The 18,834-nt window shown below is 67.9% G+C and carries 20 protein-coding genes; 18 read left to right on the top strand and 2 right to left on the bottom strand.

Translation table 11 applies throughout. The annotated features are described in order from the left end of the window. Window positions 1-15 precede the first annotated feature (15 nt). The 7 genes from BLV60_RS02450 to BLV60_RS02420 all read left to right on the top strand — a co-directional run bounded on the left by BLV60_RS02450 (window position 16) and on the right by BLV60_RS02420 (window position 6,042). Complete coding sequence (locus BLV60_RS02450) at window positions 16-357, top strand: NIPSNAP family protein (RefSeq protein WP_093049276.1); 342 nt, start codon at window positions 16-18, stop codon at window positions 355-357. An 86-nt stretch (window positions 358-443) separates the two neighbouring features. After that, entirely contained in the window at window positions 444-812 is a 369-nt protein-coding gene (locus tag BLV60_RS02445; RefSeq protein WP_093049273.1) for a nuclear transport factor 2 family protein, read from the top strand. Window positions 813-859: 47 nt separating this feature from the next. Continuing rightward, window positions 860-1,777, top strand: coding sequence for a LysR family transcriptional regulator (locus BLV60_RS02440; protein ID WP_093049270.1), 918 nt, complete (start codon window positions 860-862; stop codon window positions 1,775-1,777). Window positions 1,778-1,921: 144 nt separating this feature from the next. Further along, window positions 1,922-2,602 carry a DUF4286 family protein gene (locus BLV60_RS02435; protein WP_093049268.1) on the top strand — a complete coding sequence of 227 codons (681 nt, stop codon included), beginning with the start codon at window positions 1,922-1,924 and terminating at the stop codon, window positions 2,600-2,602. A gap of 37 nt (window positions 2,603-2,639) precedes the next feature. Further along, a complete protein-coding gene (locus BLV60_RS02430; RefSeq protein WP_176928694.1) occupies window positions 2,640-3,977 on the top strand; it encodes an MFS transporter in 1,338 nt (445 codons plus the stop codon). A gap of 11 nt (window positions 3,978-3,988) precedes the next feature. Continuing rightward, window positions 3,989-4,708, top strand: a complete 720-nt coding sequence (locus BLV60_RS02425; RefSeq protein ID WP_093050376.1) for a DUF2848 domain-containing protein — start codon at window positions 3,989-3,991, stop codon at window positions 4,706-4,708. Continuing rightward, window positions 4,708-6,042, top strand: a complete 1,335-nt coding sequence (locus tag BLV60_RS02420; protein ID WP_093049265.1) for an amidase — start codon at window positions 4,708-4,710, stop codon at window positions 6,040-6,042. The genes BLV60_RS02425 and BLV60_RS02420 overlap by 1 nt, the downstream gene beginning before the upstream one ends. 16 nt (window positions 6,043-6,058) lie before the next feature. Here BLV60_RS02420 and BLV60_RS02415 read toward each other — a convergent pair whose 3' ends face one another. Further along, window positions 6,059-6,967: a LysR substrate-binding domain-containing protein gene (locus BLV60_RS02415; RefSeq protein ID WP_093049262.1), complete on the bottom strand. Its 909-nt coding sequence runs from the start codon at window positions 6,965-6,967 to the stop codon at window positions 6,059-6,061. 185 nt (window positions 6,968-7,152) lie between these two features. Between BLV60_RS02415 and BLV60_RS02410 the strand changes: the two genes are divergently transcribed. From BLV60_RS02410 to BLV60_RS02370, 9 genes are read left to right on the top strand one after another with little or no spacing between them, the layout of a single operon-like run. Then, window positions 7,153-8,217, top strand: a complete 1,065-nt coding sequence (locus BLV60_RS02410) for an ABC transporter substrate-binding protein (RefSeq protein ID WP_371127340.1) — start codon at window positions 7,153-7,155, stop codon at window positions 8,215-8,217. A gap of 6 nt (window positions 8,218-8,223) precedes the next feature. Continuing rightward, window positions 8,224-9,294: an ABC transporter ATP-binding protein gene (locus BLV60_RS02405; RefSeq protein ID WP_093049259.1), complete on the top strand. Its 1,071-nt coding sequence runs from the start codon at window positions 8,224-8,226 to the stop codon at window positions 9,292-9,294. After that, window positions 9,287-10,165, top strand: a complete 879-nt coding sequence (locus tag BLV60_RS02400) for an ABC transporter permease (RefSeq protein ID WP_093049256.1) — start codon at window positions 9,287-9,289, stop codon at window positions 10,163-10,165. Before BLV60_RS02405 ends, BLV60_RS02400 begins: the two co-directional genes overlap by 8 nt. Window positions 10,166-10,181: 16 nt before the next feature. Then, the gene (locus BLV60_RS02395; RefSeq protein WP_093049254.1) at window positions 10,182-10,976 is read left to right on the top strand and encodes an ABC transporter permease; all 795 of its coding nucleotides are present in this window, start codon (window positions 10,182-10,184) and stop codon (window positions 10,974-10,976) included. A gap of 60 nt (window positions 10,977-11,036) precedes the next feature. After that, the gene (locus BLV60_RS02390; protein WP_093049251.1) at window positions 11,037-12,173 is read left to right on the top strand and encodes an NAD(P)/FAD-dependent oxidoreductase; all 1,137 of its coding nucleotides are present in this window, start codon (window positions 11,037-11,039) and stop codon (window positions 12,171-12,173) included. Continuing rightward, the gene (locus BLV60_RS02385) at window positions 12,163-12,528 is read left to right on the top strand and encodes a (2Fe-2S)-binding protein (protein WP_093049248.1); all 366 of its coding nucleotides are present in this window, start codon (window positions 12,163-12,165) and stop codon (window positions 12,526-12,528) included. Before BLV60_RS02390 ends, BLV60_RS02385 begins: the two co-directional genes overlap by 11 nt. Beyond that, window positions 12,518-13,897: an NAD(P)/FAD-dependent oxidoreductase gene (locus BLV60_RS02380; protein ID WP_093049245.1), complete on the top strand. Its 1,380-nt coding sequence runs from the start codon at window positions 12,518-12,520 to the stop codon at window positions 13,895-13,897. Before BLV60_RS02385 ends, BLV60_RS02380 begins: the two co-directional genes overlap by 11 nt. Further along, the gene (locus BLV60_RS02375) at window positions 13,894-15,051 is read left to right on the top strand and encodes an NAD(P)/FAD-dependent oxidoreductase (protein WP_093049242.1); all 1,158 of its coding nucleotides are present in this window, start codon (window positions 13,894-13,896) and stop codon (window positions 15,049-15,051) included. The genes BLV60_RS02380 and BLV60_RS02375 overlap by 4 nt, the downstream gene beginning before the upstream one ends. Further along, window positions 15,048-15,401, top strand: coding sequence for a RidA family protein (locus tag BLV60_RS02370; protein WP_093049240.1), 354 nt, complete (start codon window positions 15,048-15,050; stop codon window positions 15,399-15,401). Before BLV60_RS02375 ends, BLV60_RS02370 begins: the two co-directional genes overlap by 4 nt. A gap of 9 nt (window positions 15,402-15,410) precedes the next feature. Here BLV60_RS02370 and BLV60_RS02365 read toward each other — a convergent pair whose 3' ends face one another. Next, window positions 15,411-15,845, bottom strand: coding sequence for a MarR family winged helix-turn-helix transcriptional regulator (locus BLV60_RS02365; protein ID WP_093049237.1), 435 nt, complete (start codon window positions 15,843-15,845; stop codon window positions 15,411-15,413). A 142-nt stretch (window positions 15,846-15,987) separates the two neighbouring features. Here BLV60_RS02365 and BLV60_RS02360 point away from each other — a divergent pair, with 142 nt between their 5' ends. Both BLV60_RS02360 and BLV60_RS02355 read left to right on the top strand, forming a co-directional pair. Further along, on the top strand, window positions 15,988-17,097 hold the full coding sequence (locus BLV60_RS02360; RefSeq protein WP_093049234.1) for a substrate-binding domain-containing protein: 1,110 nt from the start codon (window positions 15,988-15,990) through the stop codon (window positions 17,095-17,097). A 200-nt stretch (window positions 17,098-17,297) separates the two neighbouring features. Beyond that, window positions 17,298-18,815, top strand: a complete 1,518-nt coding sequence (locus BLV60_RS02355; RefSeq protein WP_093049231.1) for an amidase — start codon at window positions 17,298-17,300, stop codon at window positions 18,813-18,815. Window positions 18,816-18,834 lie beyond the last annotated feature (19 nt).

The raw sequence follows: 18,834 nt of genomic DNA, 5'->3' as shown, positions 1-18,834 counted from the left end.
CGCCGTCACTCCACCATGACCCGGCTGCTCGAAATCCGCACCTACAGGCTCAAGCCCGGCACGCTCGCCGACTTCCACGAAGCCATGCACACGCGGGCCGTGCCGATGCTGCGCAGCAAGGGCATGGACGTCGTCACCTACGGCAAGTCGGACCACGAGGAAGAGACCTACCACCTCGTGCGTGCGTATGCGAACCGGCAGGCGCTGGAAGCGGAACAGGCCGCGTTCTACGGTTCGGCTGAATGGCGCGAAGGCCCGCGCAGCGCGCTGGTCGACCGTATCGAGACCTACCTCAACACGCTGCTGTGGGCGTCGGACGAAACCGTGGCCAGCATGCGTTCGCTGAACCCCGGCTGACCGCGACACAGGCAGTGTTGAACGCCCTCTGACGCGCCCATCGGCCTAAACTGCTTTCCCACCCGCCCCTTCCCCAGGAGACAACCATGACCACGCTCGAAATCGCGAACAAGCTCGTCGCGCTGTGCAGAGAAGGAAAGTTCGAGGACGCGAAATCGCTCTACGCCGATGACGCGGTGAGCGTCGAGGCGGGCGCCCCGCCCGGCCAGCAGCGCGAAGCCGTCGGCCTGGCAGCCATCGAGGCCAAGGGCAAGTGGTGGAGCGACAACCACGAAGTGCATTCATTCAAGATCACCGGCCCCTGGCCGCATGACGACCGCTTCATCGTCGGCTTCGATTTCGACGTGACCATGAAGCCCACGGGCCAGCGCTTCCAGATGGAGGAAGCGGGCCTCTACACCGTCAAGGACGGGGCCATCGTGCGCGAAGAGTTCTTCTATTCGATGGGCGGCTGAGGCGCCCCGGGGGCACGAACACCGGCAAAATGCCTGCAGGTGCCCCCATGAACACACGATTTGTAGAAGCCTTTCTCTGGGCCGCACGGCTCGGCAGCTTCCGCGCGGCGAGCGACCGGCTCCACATCACGCAGGCGGCGGTGTCCAACCGTGTCGCCTCCCTCGAGGAAGACATCGGCGCGCGCCTGTTCGAACGCGATGCGCGCGAGCTGCGGCTCACGCCGGTGGGCGTGCGGCTGATGGACTACGGCGAGCGCCTGCTCGAGTTGCGCCGCGAGATCGTCTCGCTCGGCCGTCCGCGCGAAGACATCCTCGGCCTGGTTCGCATCGGCGCCATCGAGACCGTCGTCCACACCTGGCTGCTGGGCTTTCTCACCAACCTGCGCTCCACCTACCCGGGCATCGAGGTGCAGCTGACCTCCGAGACCACGCTGGCCCTGCACCGCGGCCTGCGCGAAGGCGCGCTCGACATCGCGCTGCAGACCGACCACATCGCCGGCGCGGGCATCGTGAGCACGCCCTGCCTGCCGATGCCCATGGGCTGGGTCGGGCCGCCCGGCGCCGAGCCCATGCAGACGGTCGAGCAGTTGCTGCGCCAGCCCGTGCTCACGATGAGCCCCGGCTCGCAGCCGCACGAAGCGCTGAAGAACCTGTTCCGCGCGGCCGGCATTCCGCTGGGCAAGGTGCACTGCGTGAGCTCGATCTCTGCATTGGCGCGGCTGGTGAAGGCGGGCTTCGGCAACGCGCTGGTGCCGCTGCCGCCCTGCTATGAATACGTGGCCATCGGCGACGTGCGGATCATCGAGTGCGACGCGCTCATCTCGCCGCAGCGCATCGTGGTGAGCCACCTCGAAGCCGCAGACTCCGACGCCATCCGGCTCGTGGCCGAGCTGGCCTGCCGCGCTTCCGACCAGTTCACCACGTCGGCAATCGCACCAACCTGGAGCGCATCGGCAGAGGGTTAACCCTCAAAACAGCGCATTTCGGCCCCGAAAAGGGGCCAGTAATTCTTGTGGCTGTAGCCCAGAAAAACTCGTTTGTGACAGTTCGCCCCTGCGACGGAAGATCGCGCCTTCATTTTTCGAAGGCCCGCCTGCTCTTCCGCCGCCATGAACACACCTGACCTTTCTTTCCCCGTAGCGAACGCGAACGGCCTGCTGTTCGTCGCTTCCGATGTCGAGCCGGCCGACGATGCCGACTTCAACCGCTGGTACGACCAGGAGCACGTGGAAGAGCGCGTGCGCATCCCCGGCTTTCTCTCGGGCGCGCGCTACTTCTCGCTCGAAGGCGGCCGCAAGTACCTCGGGCTGTACCGCACCGAATCGCTGGCGGTGTTCGGCTCGCCGGGCTACCGCGCCGCTTTCGAGAAGCAGACGCCGTGGTCCATCGCCAACCTCGACCGCATGCGGCAGCCGATCCGTCGCGTCTGCGCCGTGCGCGCCGTCACGGGTTTCGGCAGCGGCAGCCACGTGGTCGTGCTGCCCCTGCCGGTGGCCGCCGACGCTGAAGCGCTGGTGCAAAGCGCAGAGCGCACCGGCCTTCAGCTGAAGAAAGAGCAGGCAGGCTTCGTGCAGTCGTACCTGCTCGTGCCCGACACCGCGCTCAGCACGCCGCTGCCGCGCGAATCCACCGAAGGCCGCGTGCTGCAGCCGATGCTGGTGATCGAAACCAGCAGCGCCGACGCCGCGCGCACCGCGCGTGCCACGGCCGCCGCCGCCTTCGATGCCGACCCCGCCACAGGCTGGCTGCTCGCTCTCGGCTGGAAGCTGAGCGCGGCCGAGCTGGGCTGACCCGACTTCCATCTCTTCCCTGAACAAAGGTATTCCAATGACCGAACATGTTCTTCCCGCTGCGGCCACCGCAGCCACGCCGCCCACACCCGGTTCCAGTTCCGGGTCCGCCAAGATGGGCCGCCTGGCCATGGCCAGCTCCATCGGCACCACGCTGGAGTGGTACGACTTCACCGTCTACAACATCATGGCCGCGCTGGTCTTCAACGCGGTGTTCTTCCCGTCGTTCGACCCGCTCACCGGCACCATCCTCGCGTTCTCGACCTATGCGGTCGGCTACATCTCGCGTCCGCTGGGCGGCATGGTGTTCGGCCACCTCGGCGACCGGCTGGGCCGGCGCTTCGTGCTGGTGGCCACGCTGGTCATCATGGGTGTGTCCACTGGCCTGATGGGCCTGCTGCCCACCTATGCAACGTGGGGCATCTGGGCGCCGGTGGCACTGGTTGCGCTGCGCTTCGTGCAGGGCGTGGCGCTCGGCGGCGAATGGGCCGGCGCGGTGCTGCTGTCGATGGAACACGGCAAGCCCGACGAGCGCGGCCGCAACGCCTCGTTCACGCAGGTCGGCCCGTCGTGCGGCACGCTGATAGGCACGGGCTTCATCGCCATCGTGTCGGCCTGGCTGAGCCCGGAAGAGTTCCAGGCCTGGGGCTGGCGCCTGCCGCTGATCTCCAGCGTCGCGCTGGTGCTGTTCGGCCTGTGGCTGCGCCGCGGTGTTGACGAGACTCCCGTGTTCCGCGAGATGGAAGAGAAGAAGGCCACCGCCAAGACCCCCATCAAGGAAGTGTTCACCCAGCACTGGCGCAGCCTGCTGGTGGCCGGCGGCTCGCGCATCGGCTCCGACGTGCTGTACGCGCTGGTGGTGGTGTTCACGCTGACCTACGTGACGACGGTGCTGCACCTGTCGCGGCCGCTGGCGCTCACCGCCACGATGATCGGCGCGGCCTGCAACGCGATTGCAGTGCCGTGGTTCGGCAGCCTGTCTGACCGCATCGGCCGCCGGCCGGTCTACATTGCCGGCGCGCTGCTGGGCATGGTGTGGGCCTTCGTGTTCTTCGTGCTGATGGACAGCGTGCAACCGGTCGCCATCTGCGCGGCGGTGGTGGTGGGCCTGTTGATCCACGCAATGATGTACGGCCCGCAGGCCGCCTTCGTGACCGAGCAGTTCCCCGGCCGCGTGCGCTATGCGGGCGCCTCGCTGGCCTACACGCTGGCCGGCATCGTGGGCGGTGGCTTCGCGCCGCTGATCATCGCGAGCCTGTTCAAGTCGTGGGGCACCACCGTGGCCGTGTCGCTGTACGTGGTGGCCGCACTGGGCCTGACGCTGATCGCCCTCGTGGTGGCCCGCGAAACCGCCAAGCGCCCGCTGGAGAAGTGATGACGACGAACATGCATCATTCCCTGCGCTTCGCCTGCGAGAGTATTGCCGACGACGGCACCCGCTCCACCACCCTGCACAGCGTCGCGCCCCGCGCGCTCGTGGTGGCGGGCTGGACCGGCCGCGACATCGCTGCCATCGAGCACCACATCGAGGAGCTGGCGGCCCTCGGCGTGCCGCGCCCTTCGAGCGTGCCGCTGTACTACCGCGTCGCGGCCCAGTTGCTGACGCAATCGCCGGCCATCGAGGCGCTGGGCGACCAGAGCTCCGGCGAGGCCGAGCCCGTGTTCTTCTTCTCGCAGGGCGAGTGGTGGCTGAGCGTGGCCTCTGATCACACCGACCGGCATGTCGAGAGCTATTCGGTGGCCGTGTCGAAACAGATGTGCGCAAAGCCCGTGGCCGAGACCGCATGGCGCTGGCGCGACGTGCAGGCGCACCAGGACTCACTCGAACTGCGCTCGCGCATCTTCGAGGATGGCCGCTGGACCGACTACCAGCACGGCACGCTCGCGTCGATCCGGCCGCTGGCCGCGCTGCGCGACGGCATGCCCGGCGCAGGCAGCGCGCCCGAAGGCCTGTTCATGACCTGCGGCACGCTGGGCGCACTGCCCAACGCGAAGGGCGAAGGCATCCGGCCTGCCGGGCAGATGGAAATCGAACTGCACGACCCGAAGCTGCAGCGCCGCATCGTGCATCGCTATGCGGTGGAAGCACTACCGGTGGTGGCGTGATGAAAGACGGCTTCACCATTGCAGCCCTGCGCGAACGCATCGCGCGCGGCGAGCTGTCGCACGAGGCGCTGATCGAACAGGTGCTCGAAGCGGCCACGCAACCCGCTGCCGAGCACGTCTTCACGCGGCTCTACGCCGATGCCGCGCTCGCTACAGCCCGGCACGCCGATGCGGCGTGCAAGGCCGGCATCGAGCTCGGCCCGCTCGCCGGCCTGCCCGTGTCGGTCAAGGACCTCTACGACGTGGCCGGCGAGACCACCATGGCCGGCTCCGCCGTCTGCGCAGGCGAGCCGCCGGCCACGCGCGACGCAATCGCCGTGACGCGGCTGCGCACGCAAGGCGCTGCCATCGTCGGCAAGACCAACATGACCGAGTTCGCGTTCTCGGGCGTGGGCATCAACCCGCACTACGGCACGCCGCGCAATCCGGCCGACGCGGCCACGGCGCGCATTCCGGGTGGTTCGTCGTCGGGCGCTGCGGTGTCGGTGGCGCTCGGCCTCGCTGTCGCGGGGCTGGGCTCGGACACGGGCGGCTCCATCCGCATTCCTGCCGCGCTGTGCGGGCTCGTGGGCTTCAAGAGCACGCAGTCGCGCGTGCCGCGCACGGGTGCCTTCGAACTGGCGCGCTCGCTAGACACGGTCTGCGCCATGGCCCGCAGCGTCGAAGACTGCCTGATCGCCGATGCGGCCATTGCCGATGCACCGCTCGCGGTGCGCCGCCGCCCGCTGCAGGGCATGCGCCTTGCCGTGCCGCGCACGATGATGTTCGACGATATCGAGCCCGCAGTGGCGCACGCCTTCGACCGCGCGCTGCAGGCCCTATCGGCCGCTGGCGCGCAGATCATCGACATCACGCTGGCCGAACTCGCCGAGATCGCGACCGTCAACGCGCCCGGCGGCTTCTCGCCGGTCGAGGCCTCTGCGGTGCATCGCGAGCGCTTCGCCGCAAAGCGCAGCGGCTTCGATTCGCGCGTGGCCGCACGCATCGCGCTCGGCACTGAAGTGCGCGCCGCCGACTACATCGCCATGCAAGACCGCCGGCGCGACTGGATCGGCCGCGTCGAACGGGCCATCGAAGGCTTCGACGCCCTCGTGTGCCCGACCGTGCCGATCGTCGCGCCGCCCATTGCGGCGCTGGCGGAAGACGCCGCCTTCTTCAAGGCCAACGGCCTGCTGCTGCGCAACACCTTCGCGATCAACCTGCTCGACGGCTGCGCCTTCAGCCTGCCCTGCCATGCGCCGGGCGAACTGCCGGTGGGGCTGATGCTGGCCTCGATGCGCGGCGACGATGCGCGGCTTGCGGCCGTGGCGCTGGCTGTGGAGGCTGCGCTGTAGAAGCCCGGAACGTAAATCAGGGGCTGACGAATCTCGGGTCGAGTTGCGCCACGGCGAACTTGCGCACGTGATCGACGAAGGCGCTCACCAGCAATGACGAGCTCCGCCGCACCGGCGTGAGCACGGAAAAATCCGTCACCATTTCCGGCTCGAAGGGCAGGAAGCTCAGGCCCTGGCCGGCGTGCTCCAGCGCGGTGATCGGGTCCACCAGCGACACGCCGAGGCCGGCAGCCACCATGGCGCAAACGCCGGCCGACACCTGTGTCTCGACCTGCAGCTTGCGCTCGATGCCGTAGGACGCAAAGAGCGCGTCGACGTGCAGCCGCGACTCGATCACATGCGGATGCGAGACAAAGTGCTCGCCAGCCAGGTCTGGAGGACGGATCACCTTTTTCTTCGCGAGCCGGTGATCGCTGCGCATTACGCAAACCATCCGGGTCGCGATCAGCCGCTCACCGTGCGTGCTCGAATGGCTTACCGGCAGGATGACGAATCCGACGTCGCAGCGCTCGCCCACCACCAGGTCCACCACCGTGCGCGAGGAATGGTTGGCGAGCGACACCCGGATGTCGTTGTGCTCGGCCAGGAAGCCCGCAATTGCGCGCGGCAGGAAAGACAGCGCCAATGCCGGCGCGGCGGCAACGCGCAGCGCGCCGCGCTGCAACGACCGGATCTCCTCGGCGGTTCGCGCAATGCGCTCCATGCCGAGCAGCGAGCGCTCGACCTCCTCGTTCAGCGCCTCGGCCTCCGCGGTGGGTTGCAGGCGCCCCCGCACACGCAAAAAGAGCGGGAAGCCCACGCTTTCCTCCAGGTCGGCAATCAACCGCGTGACGGCGGGCTGCGACACGTGCAGCGACTCGGCCGCGCGTGTCACCGTTTGCCACAGCATCACGGCGCGAAAGGCCTCCAATTGACGAATCTTCATGTCGGGCACTCCATACATGAATGTTATGGCCTTCCGAAAAAAAACGATTGTTCAGCGAACGAACGCATCGTTAATCTGCGTTCTTCGAGTGAAACGAACTGCAGAACCCATTCTGGTGCGCCATAAGAGAAACGCATCACGATAGGGAAAACCCGGACTTTTTGGTGCGCAACAAAGGAAATCCCATGATGCTTCGTCCCGTTTCCGCGGCCGTGAATGCGGCGCTGTCCACCGTGCTGGCCTTCTGCGCCCTTGCCGCAGCAACCATCGCGTCAGCCCAGCAGCCGACCACGCTCTACGTCGGCTCCTACGGCGGCTCGACTGAGAAGGCCTTCAAGGAGAAGCTGATCCCCGCGTTCGAGGCCAAGCACAACGCCAGGATCGTCTACGTGTCGGGCAACTCGACAGACACACTGGCCAAGCTGCAGGCACAAAAGGGCAAGCAGGAACTCAACGTCGTGCTGCTCGACGACGGCCCGATGTACCAGGCTGTGCAGTTCGGCTTCTGCGACAAGCTGGGCAACCAGCCGGTGCTGAAAGACCTGTACCCCGTCGCACGCATGACCGACAGCGCAGTCGGCGTGGGCATCGTCGCCGCCGGCATCGCCTACAACACCGAAGCCTTCAAGAAGGCGAACCTGCCTCCGCCGGATTCGTGGGAGGTGCTCACCGACAAGCGCTTCAAGCAGAAGGTCGCGATCCCGCCGATCAGCAACACCTACGGCCTGCAGACGCTGCTGACCTTCGCCAAGCTGCGCAAGGGCGGCGACAAGAACATCGACCCGGGCTTCACGGCAATGGCGCGCGAAGTCGGGCCCAACGTGCTGGCGTGGGAACCGTCGCCGGGCAAGATGACCGAGCTGTTCCAGAACAACGACATCATGCTGGCCGTGTGGGGCAGCGGCCGCGTGCAGGCGCTGAAGGACACGGGCTTCCCGGTGCAATTCGTGATTCCGAAGGAAGGCGCGCCGGCCCTGCTGATAGCTGCCTGCCCCGTGGCGCAGAACACCGCCCCGGCGCTCTCGCAGGCCTTCGTCAACTACCTGCTGACGCCTGAAGTGCAGGCCATCCTCGCCGACACGCAGGGCTGGGGCCCGGCCAACTCGACCACCAAGCTGGCACCGGCAGTGGCGGCCAAGGTGCCGTACGGCAAGGAACAGATGGACAAGCTGCTGCCCACCGACTGGACGCTGGTCAACGAGAAGCGCGCCGAGTGGACCAACCGCTGGAACCGCACCGTCGAACGCTGAGCAAGCATGACCTTCCTTCAACTCGATCAACTCGGCAAGACCTTCGGCGACTTCCGCGCCGTGGAGAGCCTGAGCCTCCATGTCGAGCGCGGCGAGTTCATCTCGCTGCTCGGCCCCTCGGGCTGCGGCAAGACCACCACCCTGCAGATGGTGGCGGGCTTCGTCGAGCCGACGCGCGGACGCATCCGCCTGAACGGCGCCGACATCACGGCCATGCGGCCGGAGAAGCGCGGCATGGGCGTGGTGTTTCAGAGCTATGCGCTGTTTCCGCACATGACCGTGGCCGACAACATCGGCTTCGGCCTCGAGATGCGCGGCATGCGGGGCGCCGAGAAGTTGAAACGCATCGACGAGACGCTCGAGCTCGTGCGGCTGCCGGGCCTGGGCAAGCGCTATCCAAAGGAACTCTCGGGCGGCCAGCGGCAACGCGTTGCCATCGCCCGTGCGCTGGCGGTGCGCCCCGAGGTGCTGCTGCTCGACGAGCCGATGTCGAACCTCGACGCGAAGCTGCGCGAGGACATGCACGTCGAGCTGCGCGGCATCCAGCGGCACCTTGGCATCACCACGATCCTGGTCACGCACGACCAGGTCGAGGCCATGACCATGAGCGACCGCATCGCGGTCATGCACGGCGGGCGCATCGTGCAGCTCGCCACGCCCTACGAGGCGTACGAGCGACCCGAATCCGCATTCGCCTCGTCCTTCCTCGGCAAGACGAACGTGCTGAAAGGTGTCGTCGAAGCCCGCAACATGCGCTGCTGCGAAGTGCGTGTCGGCGATTCGCTGCTGCACGTGCCGCACCAGGAAAAGCCGCTTGCGCGCGAGGTCAACGTCTATGTTCGGCCCGAGAAGGTGAAGCTTGCGCCGGCCTCGGCCGCGAACGGCATTCCGGCCACCATCCGCACGAGGCTCTTCCTGGGCAACCACTGGCTGGTCGAGGTCGACAGCGCGCTCGGGCCGATGCGCGTAAGCCATCCCAACATCGGCGCGGTGCCACCGGCCGAAGGCGAAGCCGTCGCGCTGCACTGGCTGGACGACGACCTGCGCCTGCTCGACACGGAGGCCGCGAATGGCTGAGGCAGCCTCCGGGCCGCGCGCGGGTTCTGCGCCCTGGTTCCTCAGCGCGCCCGCGCTGCTGCTGTTTCTCGGGCTGCTGGTGATTCCGCTCGCGCTCACCGCGGTGTTGTCATTCCATTCGTTCGACGGCACGCGCGGTGTGCTGCCGGACTTCACCGCGCGCAACTACTTCGAAGTTTTCTCGGACCCGTACTACTACGAGATCTTCCTGCGCACGGCCGGCCTGGCGCTCGCGGTCACGCTGCTGTCGGTGCTGTTCGGCGTGCCGGAAACCATCATCCTGTCGCGCATGAAGGCGCCGTGGCGCGGCATCTTCCTGATCGTCATTCTTGGCCCGCTGCTGGTCTCGGTCGTGGTCCGCACGCTGGGCTGGGCCATCCTCATGGGCAACAACGGGCTCATCAATGCGGGCCTGCGGGCGCTCGGCCTCACGGACGAACCGGTACGCCTGCTGTTCACGATGACCGGGGTGGTCATCGCGCTCACGCACGTGCTGATGCCGTTCATGGTGATTTCGGTGTGGGCCTCGCTGCAGAAGCTCGATCCGCAGGTCGAGAACGCGGGGCTCTCCTTCGGCGCGGCGCCTTTCACGGTGTTTCGCCGGGTCATCCTGCCGCAGATCCTGCCAGGCATCCTGTCGGGCGGGATCATCGTGTTCGCGCTGGCGGCCTCGGCCTTCGCCACGCCGGCCATTCTTGGCGGGCGCCGGCTCAAGGTGGTGGCCACGGCCGCGTACGACGAGTTCCTGAGCACGCTGAACTGGCCGCTGGGCGCGTCGATCGCGATCCTGCTCCTGGTGGCCAACGTCATCGTCATCGCCGGCTTCAACCGCTGGCTCGAGCGGCGCTACGCACAGGTCTTCGAAGGCTGAGAAAAAGAGGCACGACATGCGCAAGAACGGACTGCTCTCCCTCGTCTACCACGCGATCTTCATCGCCTTCATCCTGGCGCCGCTGGTCGTAGTGGTGCTGGTGTCGTTCACAGGCAAGGGCTACATCTCGCTGCCGACCGACGGCTTCTCGCTGCGCTGGTTCCGCGCCATCGGCGGCGCCACCGAGCTGGTCAACGCGTTCTGGATCTCGCTCTGGCTCGGCCTTGCGAGCGCGACCGTCGCCGTGGTACTGGCAGTGCCGGCCGCGCTGGCGCTGGTGCGCTACCGCTTTCCGGGGCGCGGCGTGCTCGCGGCCTTCTTCATGTCGCCGCTGATGATTCCGCATGTGGTGCTGGGCGTGGCGTTCCTGCGCTTCTTCACCACGGTGGGCGTGTCGGGGTCGTTCGCGTGGCTCGCGCTGACGCACGTGGTGGTGGTCATGCCCTACGCACTGCGGCTGGTGCTGGCCTCGGCCACGGGCCTCGATCGCGATGCAGAGAAGGCCGCGCTCTCGCTCGGCGCGAACCGCATGACCGCGTTCCGCCGCATCGTGCTGCCGCTGATCCTGCCGGGCGTGGTCGGCGGCTGGATGCTCGCCTTCATCCAGAGCTTCGACGAGCTCACCATGACCGTGTTCGTCGCCACGCCGGGCACCACGACTCTGCCGGTCGCCATGTACAACCAGATCGCGCAGACCATCGACCCGCTGGTGGCGTCGGTATCGACCGTGCTCATCGCCGGCACGGTGGTGCTGATGGTGCTGCTCGACCGCCTCGTCGGTCTCGACCGCGTGCTGATCGGCAAGGGCTGAGCGCGCCCTGCCCGCCTCTGCCCATCTGCTCGCATCCGGGCATTTCTTTTTCTGCATTCCATGAACACAAGTGATTTGATCGTCGTCGGCGGCGGCCTGGTCGGCACCGCGCTGGCCTACGGCGCGGCGCGCAACGGCACTCGCGTGACCGTCCTCGACGAGGGCGACGATGCCTTTCGTGCGTCGCGCGGCAACTTCGGACTCGTATGGGTCCAGGGCAAGGGCTTCGGCATGACGCCGTATGCGCGCTGGACGATGAGGTCGGCCGCGCAATGGCCGCAGCTCGCCGAGGCACTGAATACCGACACCGGCATCGACGTGCAGCTGCGCCAGCCCGGCGGCTTTCATTTCTGCTTTTCCGACGAGGAGATGCAGGCACGCGAAGCGCGCATGCGCAGCATCAGCGACGCGCTCGACGGCAACTACTCCTTCGAAATGCTGGACCACGCATCGCTCAAGGCACGGCTGCCCGGCATCGGGCCCGCGGTCGCCGGCGCGAGCTATACGCGGATGGATGGCCACGCCAATCCGCTGAAGCTGCTGCGGGCGCTGCACGCGGCCTGCCGCCATCACGGCGTGCGCTTCGCGCAGGGCAGCCGGGCGACGCGGATCACGCCGCAGGCCGGCGGCTTCGAGATCGAGGCCGGCACGGCCACATGGCACGCGCCGCGCGTGGTGCTCGCGGCCGGCCTCGGCAACCGCGAGCTGGCGCCGCAGGTCGGCCTCTTTGCGCCAGTGCAACCCAACCGGGGCCAGGTGCTGGTCGGCGAACGCGTCGCCCGCTTTCTCGACCATCCGACCACCTACGTGCGCCAGACGGACGAAGGCACGATCCAGCTCGGCGATTCGCTCGAGGACGTCGGCCTCGACGACGGCACGACCGCCGACGTACTGAGCACCATCGCGCGTCGCGGCGTGCGCAGCTTTCCGGTGCTGGAGAGCCTGCGGCTGGTGCGCGCATGGGGCGCGCTGCGGGTGATGACGCCCGACGGCTTTCCGATCTACCAAGCATCGACGCAGTGCCCTGGCGCATTCGTCGTGACCTGTCACAGCGGCGTGACGCTGGCCGCCAACCATGCGTTCTCCATCGCGCCGTGGATCGCCGGCAGCGCCGGGGACGGCGCACCGGCCGGCATCGAATCTTTCAGCGGTGACCGCTTCCTCAACGGCAACGAGACCTTCCAACATGCCCACTAACATCCGCTTTCGCTCCCTGGTTCCGGCCGATGCTTCGCCGCGCGGCGAGCCGATGGTCAACCTGTTTTTCGATGGCCGTGGCCTGCAGGCTCCGGCCGGTTGCAGCGTGGCCGCGGCCCTGCTCGCCAACGGTGTCTCTACCTTCCGCACCACGCCCGTGAGCGGGGCGCCGCGCGCGCCCTACTGCATGATGGGCGCGTGCTTCGATTGCCTGGTCGATATCGACGGCCAGCCCAACCGGCAGAGCTGCCTCGTCGCGGTGGCCGAAGGCATGCAGGTAAAGACGCAGGCCGGCCTGCGTTCCTTCGACGGCGCTGATGCCGTGATAGCCGAAGAGGCCGCGCATGTCGAATGAACGTTGCGACATCGCCATCGTTGGCGCCGGACCGGCCGGCATGTCGGCCGCCATCGTTGCCGCGCGGCTCGGCGCCAGCGTCGTCGTGCTCGACGAGCAACGCGGTGCGGGCGGGCAGATCTATCGCTCCATCACCGACGCGCCGGCGCGCCGGGTCGACCTGCTCGGGCCGGACTACGCCGCCGGCCGCTCGCTCGCCGATGCCTTCGCTGCAAGCGGCGCCCGGCACCTGACCAACGCCGCCGTCTGGCAGGTGACGCCCGAAGGCGCTGTGCATTACCTGCGCGACGGCGCGACCTCAACGCTGCAGGCCGGACGCGTCGTGCTCTGCTCGGGCGCCATGGAGCGTCCGTTCCCGATCCCGGGCTGGACGCTGCCGGGCGTGCTCACCGCTGGCGCTGCGCAAATCCTGCTGAAGAGCGCCGACGTGGTGCCGGCCGAGCCCGTCGTGCTCGCGGGCTGCGGACCGCTGCTCTACCTGCTCGGCTGGCAGTACGTGCGCGCGGGCGTGCCAATTCGCGCGCTGGTCGACACGACGTCGATGGAAGACTACCGCCGCGCGCTCTCGCACCTCGGCGGCGCGCTGGCCGGCTGGCGCTACCTGAAGAAAGGGCTGTCGCTCATGCGTGTGCTGAAGCGCGCCGGTGTGCCCTTCCACACCGGTGCCGAGAACCTCGCAGCGGAAGGCGATGACGGCGTGGAGGCGCTGCGCTTCACGGCCGGCGGCAAGGCGCATCGCATCGAAACCTCGACCCTTCTGTTGCACCACGGCGTGGTGCCGAACACGCAATTCACCTGGTCGCTGCGGGCCGGGCACACCTGGAACGACGCGCAACTGTGCTGGCGGCCCGAGGCGGATGCCTGGGGTGCGCTCGACGTGCCCGGCATCCACGTCGCCGGCGATGGCCTCGGCATCGGTGGTGCGCTGGCGGCGGCGCAGCAGGGCGAGCTTGCGGCGCTCGGCGCGATGCACGGGCTCGGCCGGATCACCACCGCGGAGCGCGACAAGCTTGCCGAGCCGCTTCGCGCGGCGCTGCGCGAGCACCTGCGCATCCGCCCCTTCCTCGATGCGCTGTACCGGCCCAAGAAGGCCAACCGCATTCCGGCAGACGACGTGATCGTGTGCCGCTGCGAGGAAGTCGCTGCCGGCGCCATCCGGCATTTCGTGGCGCTCGGCTGCGACGGACCGAACCAGGCGAAGGCCTTCGGGCGTTGCGGCATGGGCCCGTGCCAGGGGCGCCAGTGCGGCCTGACCGTGACTGAGCTGATCGCGGACGCGCGCGGCGTGACGCCGGCCGAAGTGGGCTACTACCGCATCCGGCCGCCGATCAAGCCGATCTCGCTGGGCGAGCTCGCGGGCGCGGAATGAAGCGATCGGCGGATGTGATCGTCGTTGGCGGCGGCCTGCACGGCCTGTCGAGCGCGCTGCATCTTGCGCAGCGCGGGCTGGCGGTCATCGTGCTCGAGGCCGAGTTCTGTGGCCGCCATGCTTCCGGCGTGAACGCGGGCGGCGTGCGAACCCTCGGGCGCCACGTCGCCGAGATTCCGCTCGCGCTGGCGTCGCGAACAATGTGGCACCGGCTGGCCGAACTCGTCGGCGATGACGCGGGTTTTGCGCCCAGCGGCCAATTGAAGGTTGCCGAGACCGATGAGGAACTGCAGACGCTGCGCGACACCGTTGCGCGTCTGCATTCGCTTGGCTTCGGCCATGAAGAACTCGTCGACGCCAAACAGGTGCGCGAACTCGTGCCCGCCATTGCGCCGCACGTCGTCGGCGGCATCTGGGTGCGCGATGACGGCCATGCCTTGCCGTACCGCGCCGTCACCGCATTCCGGCTGGCATCCCAGCGCGCCGGCGCAGAAGTGCACGAGGAGACGCGCGTCGAACGCATCGACCATCGCGCCGGCCGCTGGCACGTGGCAACCACGCGTGGCAGCTTCGATGCCACCCATCTGGTCAACGCCGCCGGTGCCTGGGCCGGCACGCTGGCCGCGCAGGCCGGTGACCCGGTGCCGGTCGAAGGGGGCGGGCTGATGCTCATGATCACGCACCGTGCACCGCCCTTCGTCACGCCGGTGCTCGGCGCGACCGGCCGGCCGCTGTCCTTCAAGCAGTTCGCGAACGGCACGGTGCTGATCGGCGGTGGGCTGCGCTGCACCGCGGACCTCGACGCGCGGCATGGCATCGTCGACATGCCGAAGCTCGCCCGCAGCGCGCGCACGGTGACCGACTTGTTCCCGCACCTGAAGCCGCTGGGCGTCAACCGCGCCTGGGCCGGCGTCGAGGCCTTCATGCCCGACGGTATTCCCGTGATCGGCCCGAGCCGCGCGGCGCCGAACCTCGTGCATGCCTTCGGCTTTTCTGCGCACGGCTTCGAGCTCGGGCCGATCGGCGGGCAGATCGTTGCCGAGCTCGTGACCGAAGGCCGCAGCACGCTGCCCATCGAAGCCTTTGCCGTCGACCGCTTCGCGCGTCGAGCGGCCGCAACTTTTCAACCACTCCAGCAAGGACAACCATCATGAGCGACATCCAGCGCTACGACTCCAACGCACGCCTTTCCCGCATCGTCGTGCACAACTCGGTGGTCTACGTCGCAGGCGTCACCGCGAACGACCGCAGCGGCGACGCCCAGGCGCAGGCCGCGGACATCCTCGCCAAGATCGACGGCTACCTTGCGAGCGTCGGCACGAACAAGTCGCGCCTGTTGTCGGTGCAGATCTGGCTGCAGGACATCGACCGAGATTTCGCCGGCCTGAACGCCGCCTGGGCAGAGTGGATTCCCGCCGATGCCATGCCCACACGGGCCACCTGCGAGGCCAGGCTGGCAGCGCCCGACCTGCGCGTCGAGATCATCGTGACGGCGGCGCTGTAGGGCGTCGCGTCAGGGCGCTTCGCACTCGTCGATGAAGTTCTCGAGCAGCTTCTTGAGCTGGCTGGTCTTGCGCGGCCCCAGCGCTTCTTCGATGACATCGTGGTGCGCGTCCACGCTTTTCTTCAGGCGCGAGACCGTTTCCAGGCCCAGGTCGCTGATGTAGACCAGCACCCTGCGGCTGTCGGTGGCGTCGGCTGCGCGCTGCACCAGCCCGCGGCTCACCAGCTTGTCGATGTTCTTGGTCAGCGCCGGATGGTTAAGCAGCACGGTTTCCGCCAGGTCGCCCATGGAACGCCCCTGCTCGTCGGCCAGCACCTGCAGGATGCGCCAGTGCTCTTCCGTCACCTCTTCCGCGGCGATGGATTGGGCCAGGCCGATGCGCATGCGCCGGTTGGCGGAGGCCAGCAGGTAGGCCAGGTACTGGGAAATGTCTTGCTCGGGCATGGGCGGCGGGGCGGTCTGCGTCGGAATCGGATGCGGGTGAGTCTACGCAGAATCGTTTGCCTTGGAAAGTATTGGCGCGATTTTTGCAGCATGCTCAGCCCCAGTCGCCGTCCTTCCATCCTCCGCACCGGTCACTCGTCCCATGCCCGCCCTCTCATCGAACAGGATTGCGGCCCGCGCGCAACGGCCGCGGCCCCTGCTTGCGCGCCAGGAACTCAACATCGCGCTGTGCGTGCCGCTGGGCGGCACGGCCGGCATATGGGCTCCCTCTTCCCTCGCCTGCGCCAAGCTGGCGCAGGCCGAGCTCAACCGCGACGCGGGCATCGGGGGCCGCTCATGCCGGCTGCTGACCGTCAATGCCGCGGGCGATTCGGCCGACATCGAAGCCACGCTGACCGAACTGGTGCAGGCCGGCGACATCGACGCCATCATCGGCATGCACACCAGCGCCGTGCGCCATCGCATCCTGCGCGCCGTGGGGGGGCAGATCCCGATCGTCTATACGCCGCTGTACGAAGGCGGGGAATCCACGCCAGGTGTCTTCGCGATCGGCGAGACCGCCGCACGCCAGCTGCAGCCGGCGATCGGCTGGCTGGGCCGCCACAAGCACCCGCGGCGCTGGTTCGCGGTCGGCAACGACTACATCTGGCCGCACGTCTCGCACCGGATGGCGCGCGGCTACATCGCGCAAGCCGGCGGCGAGCTGGTCGGAGAGACGTACGTTCCCTTCGGAACCACGGATTTCTCGCAGGTGCTCGACGCGCTCCACAAGGGCAGCGTCGACGCCGTCCTGCTCTCGCTCATCGGGCAGGATGCCATCGAGTTCAACCGGGCCTTCGGCCGCACGAGCCTGTCGCGCGCCATGCTGCGGCTTTCCTGCGCCATCGGGGAGAACGAACTCCTGGGCATCGGCGCCGACAACGCGGAAGACCTCTACATGGCCTGCGGCTACTTCGCCACGCTCGACACGGAGGCCAACCTGGCCTTCAAGGAGCGCTACCACGCGCATTTCGGCGAGCGCGCGCCGACCCTCAACACCTTCGGCCAGTCGACCTACGAGGGCATGCATTTCCTGGGCGCGCTGTTCGCCGGGAGCAGGCAGCCCATGGCCTGCCTGGAACACCTGGGCGGCACGCCGATCCACTACCGCAGCGCGCGGGAAGCCGACTACCAGGGCGGTGGAGTGAACCGCACGCCGATCTATCTGGCCCGGGCCGAAGGCAATGCGTTTCGCGTCATCACGCGACTTTGAGTGAGCTGAGAGCGGTTGTGTTTTATTTTCCAAGGAAAATAAAATCCTTGACTTGGAAAATATCGGCACACAGAATAAAGCCGTGACGAGCCTGTAGGCGCCCGCTGTTTCGCACGGTGCGGCAAGGCCGACGCAACGCCGATCCGGCCGCCTCTTCGGGGCTGCCGGCGCCCACTCAACGAAGAACGCGGAGTCCGCTCATGGCCATCAAGCGCCCCACCCTCGACCAGCTGCAGGACGTTGCCCTGGGCCTGGGCATCCATCTGTCCGAAGCGCAGGCCAGCAGCTACAACGCGCTGTTGCAGGCCAACTTCGACGCCTACGACGCGGTCGACGCGATGCCCGACTACCTGCCTGTCGTGAGCTATGCGCGCACGCCCGGCTACCGTCCCCTGGGCGAAGAAAACAAGTACGGCGCCTGGTACGTCAAGACCACGATCAAGGGCAAGGCCGAGGGCAAGCTCGCCGGCAAGACCGTGGTGCTCAAGGACAACGTCTGCCTCGCCGGCGTGCCGATGATGAACGGCGCCTCCACGCTCGAAGGCTATGTGCCGAACGTCGACGCCACCGTCGTCACCCGGCTGCTCGATGCCGGCGCCACGGTGGTGGGCAAGTCGGTCTGCGAATACTTCTGCTTCTCGGGCGGCTCGCACACCAGTGCCTCCGGGCCGGTCCACAACCCGCACCGCATGGGCTACTCGGCCGGAGGCTCCTCGTCGGGCAGCGCAGCGCTGGTGGCCGCGGGCGAGGTCGACCTCGCGATCGGCGGCGACCAGGGTGGCTCCATCCGCATGCCGGCGTCCTACTGCGGCATCTACGGCATGAAGGCCACCCACGGCCTGGTGCCCTACACCGGCGTGATGCCGATCGAACTCACCATCGACCACACCGGCCCGATGACGGCCAACGTGACCGACAACGCGCTGATGCTCGAGGTGCTGGCCGGCCCCGACGGACTCGACCCCCGCCAGCATGCGGGCCAGGTCGCCAAGCCCTACAGCGAGCTCATGAAGGACGGCGTGCGCGGCCTGCGCATCGGCATCGTCAAGGAAGGCTTCGGCTGGCCCCAGTCGGACCCCGCCGTCGGTGCCAAGGTGCGCAAGGCGGCCGAGGTGTTCACCCGGCTGGGCGCGATCGTCAGCGAGGTGTCGGTCCCCATGCACTCGGTCGGCCCGGCGATCTGGCTGCCGATTGCCGCCGAGGGCGCCACCCAGCAGATGATGAAAGACAACGGCCACGGCTTCAACTGGAAGGGGCTCTACGTCACCAGCATGGTCGACTTCCACGCCGGCTGGAAGCACCGCGCCGACGAGCTCTCCGAAACGCTCAAGCTCACCATGGTGCTGGGCGAGTATTTCATCAAGCACTACCGCGGCCACTACTACGCCAAGGCGCAGAACCTGGCCCGCCAGCTGACCGCGGCCTACGACAGCGCCCTGTCCGATGTCGATCTGCTGCTGATGCCCACGCTGCCGATCACGGCCACGCCGCTGCCGGCGCCGGGCGCCAGCATCGAGGAGGTGGTCACGCGCGCCTTCGAGGTGCTGCCCAACACCTGCCCCTTCGACGTCACCGGCCATCCCTCGATGAGCGTGCCCTGCGGGCTGATCGACGGCCTGCCGGTCGGGATGATGCTCACCGGCCGCTGCTACGACGAGGCCACCATCTACCGCGCCGCCTATGCCTTCGAGCAGGCCGGCGACTGGAAAGCCATCTGACGCTTTCGCCCGCTTTCTT

This window comes from Variovorax sp. YR634 (genome assembly GCF_900106655.1).
Taxonomy (GTDB): Bacteria; Pseudomonadota; Gammaproteobacteria; order Burkholderiales; family Burkholderiaceae_C; genus Variovorax.
This window is presented reverse-complemented; position numbering and strand designations above follow the sequence as displayed.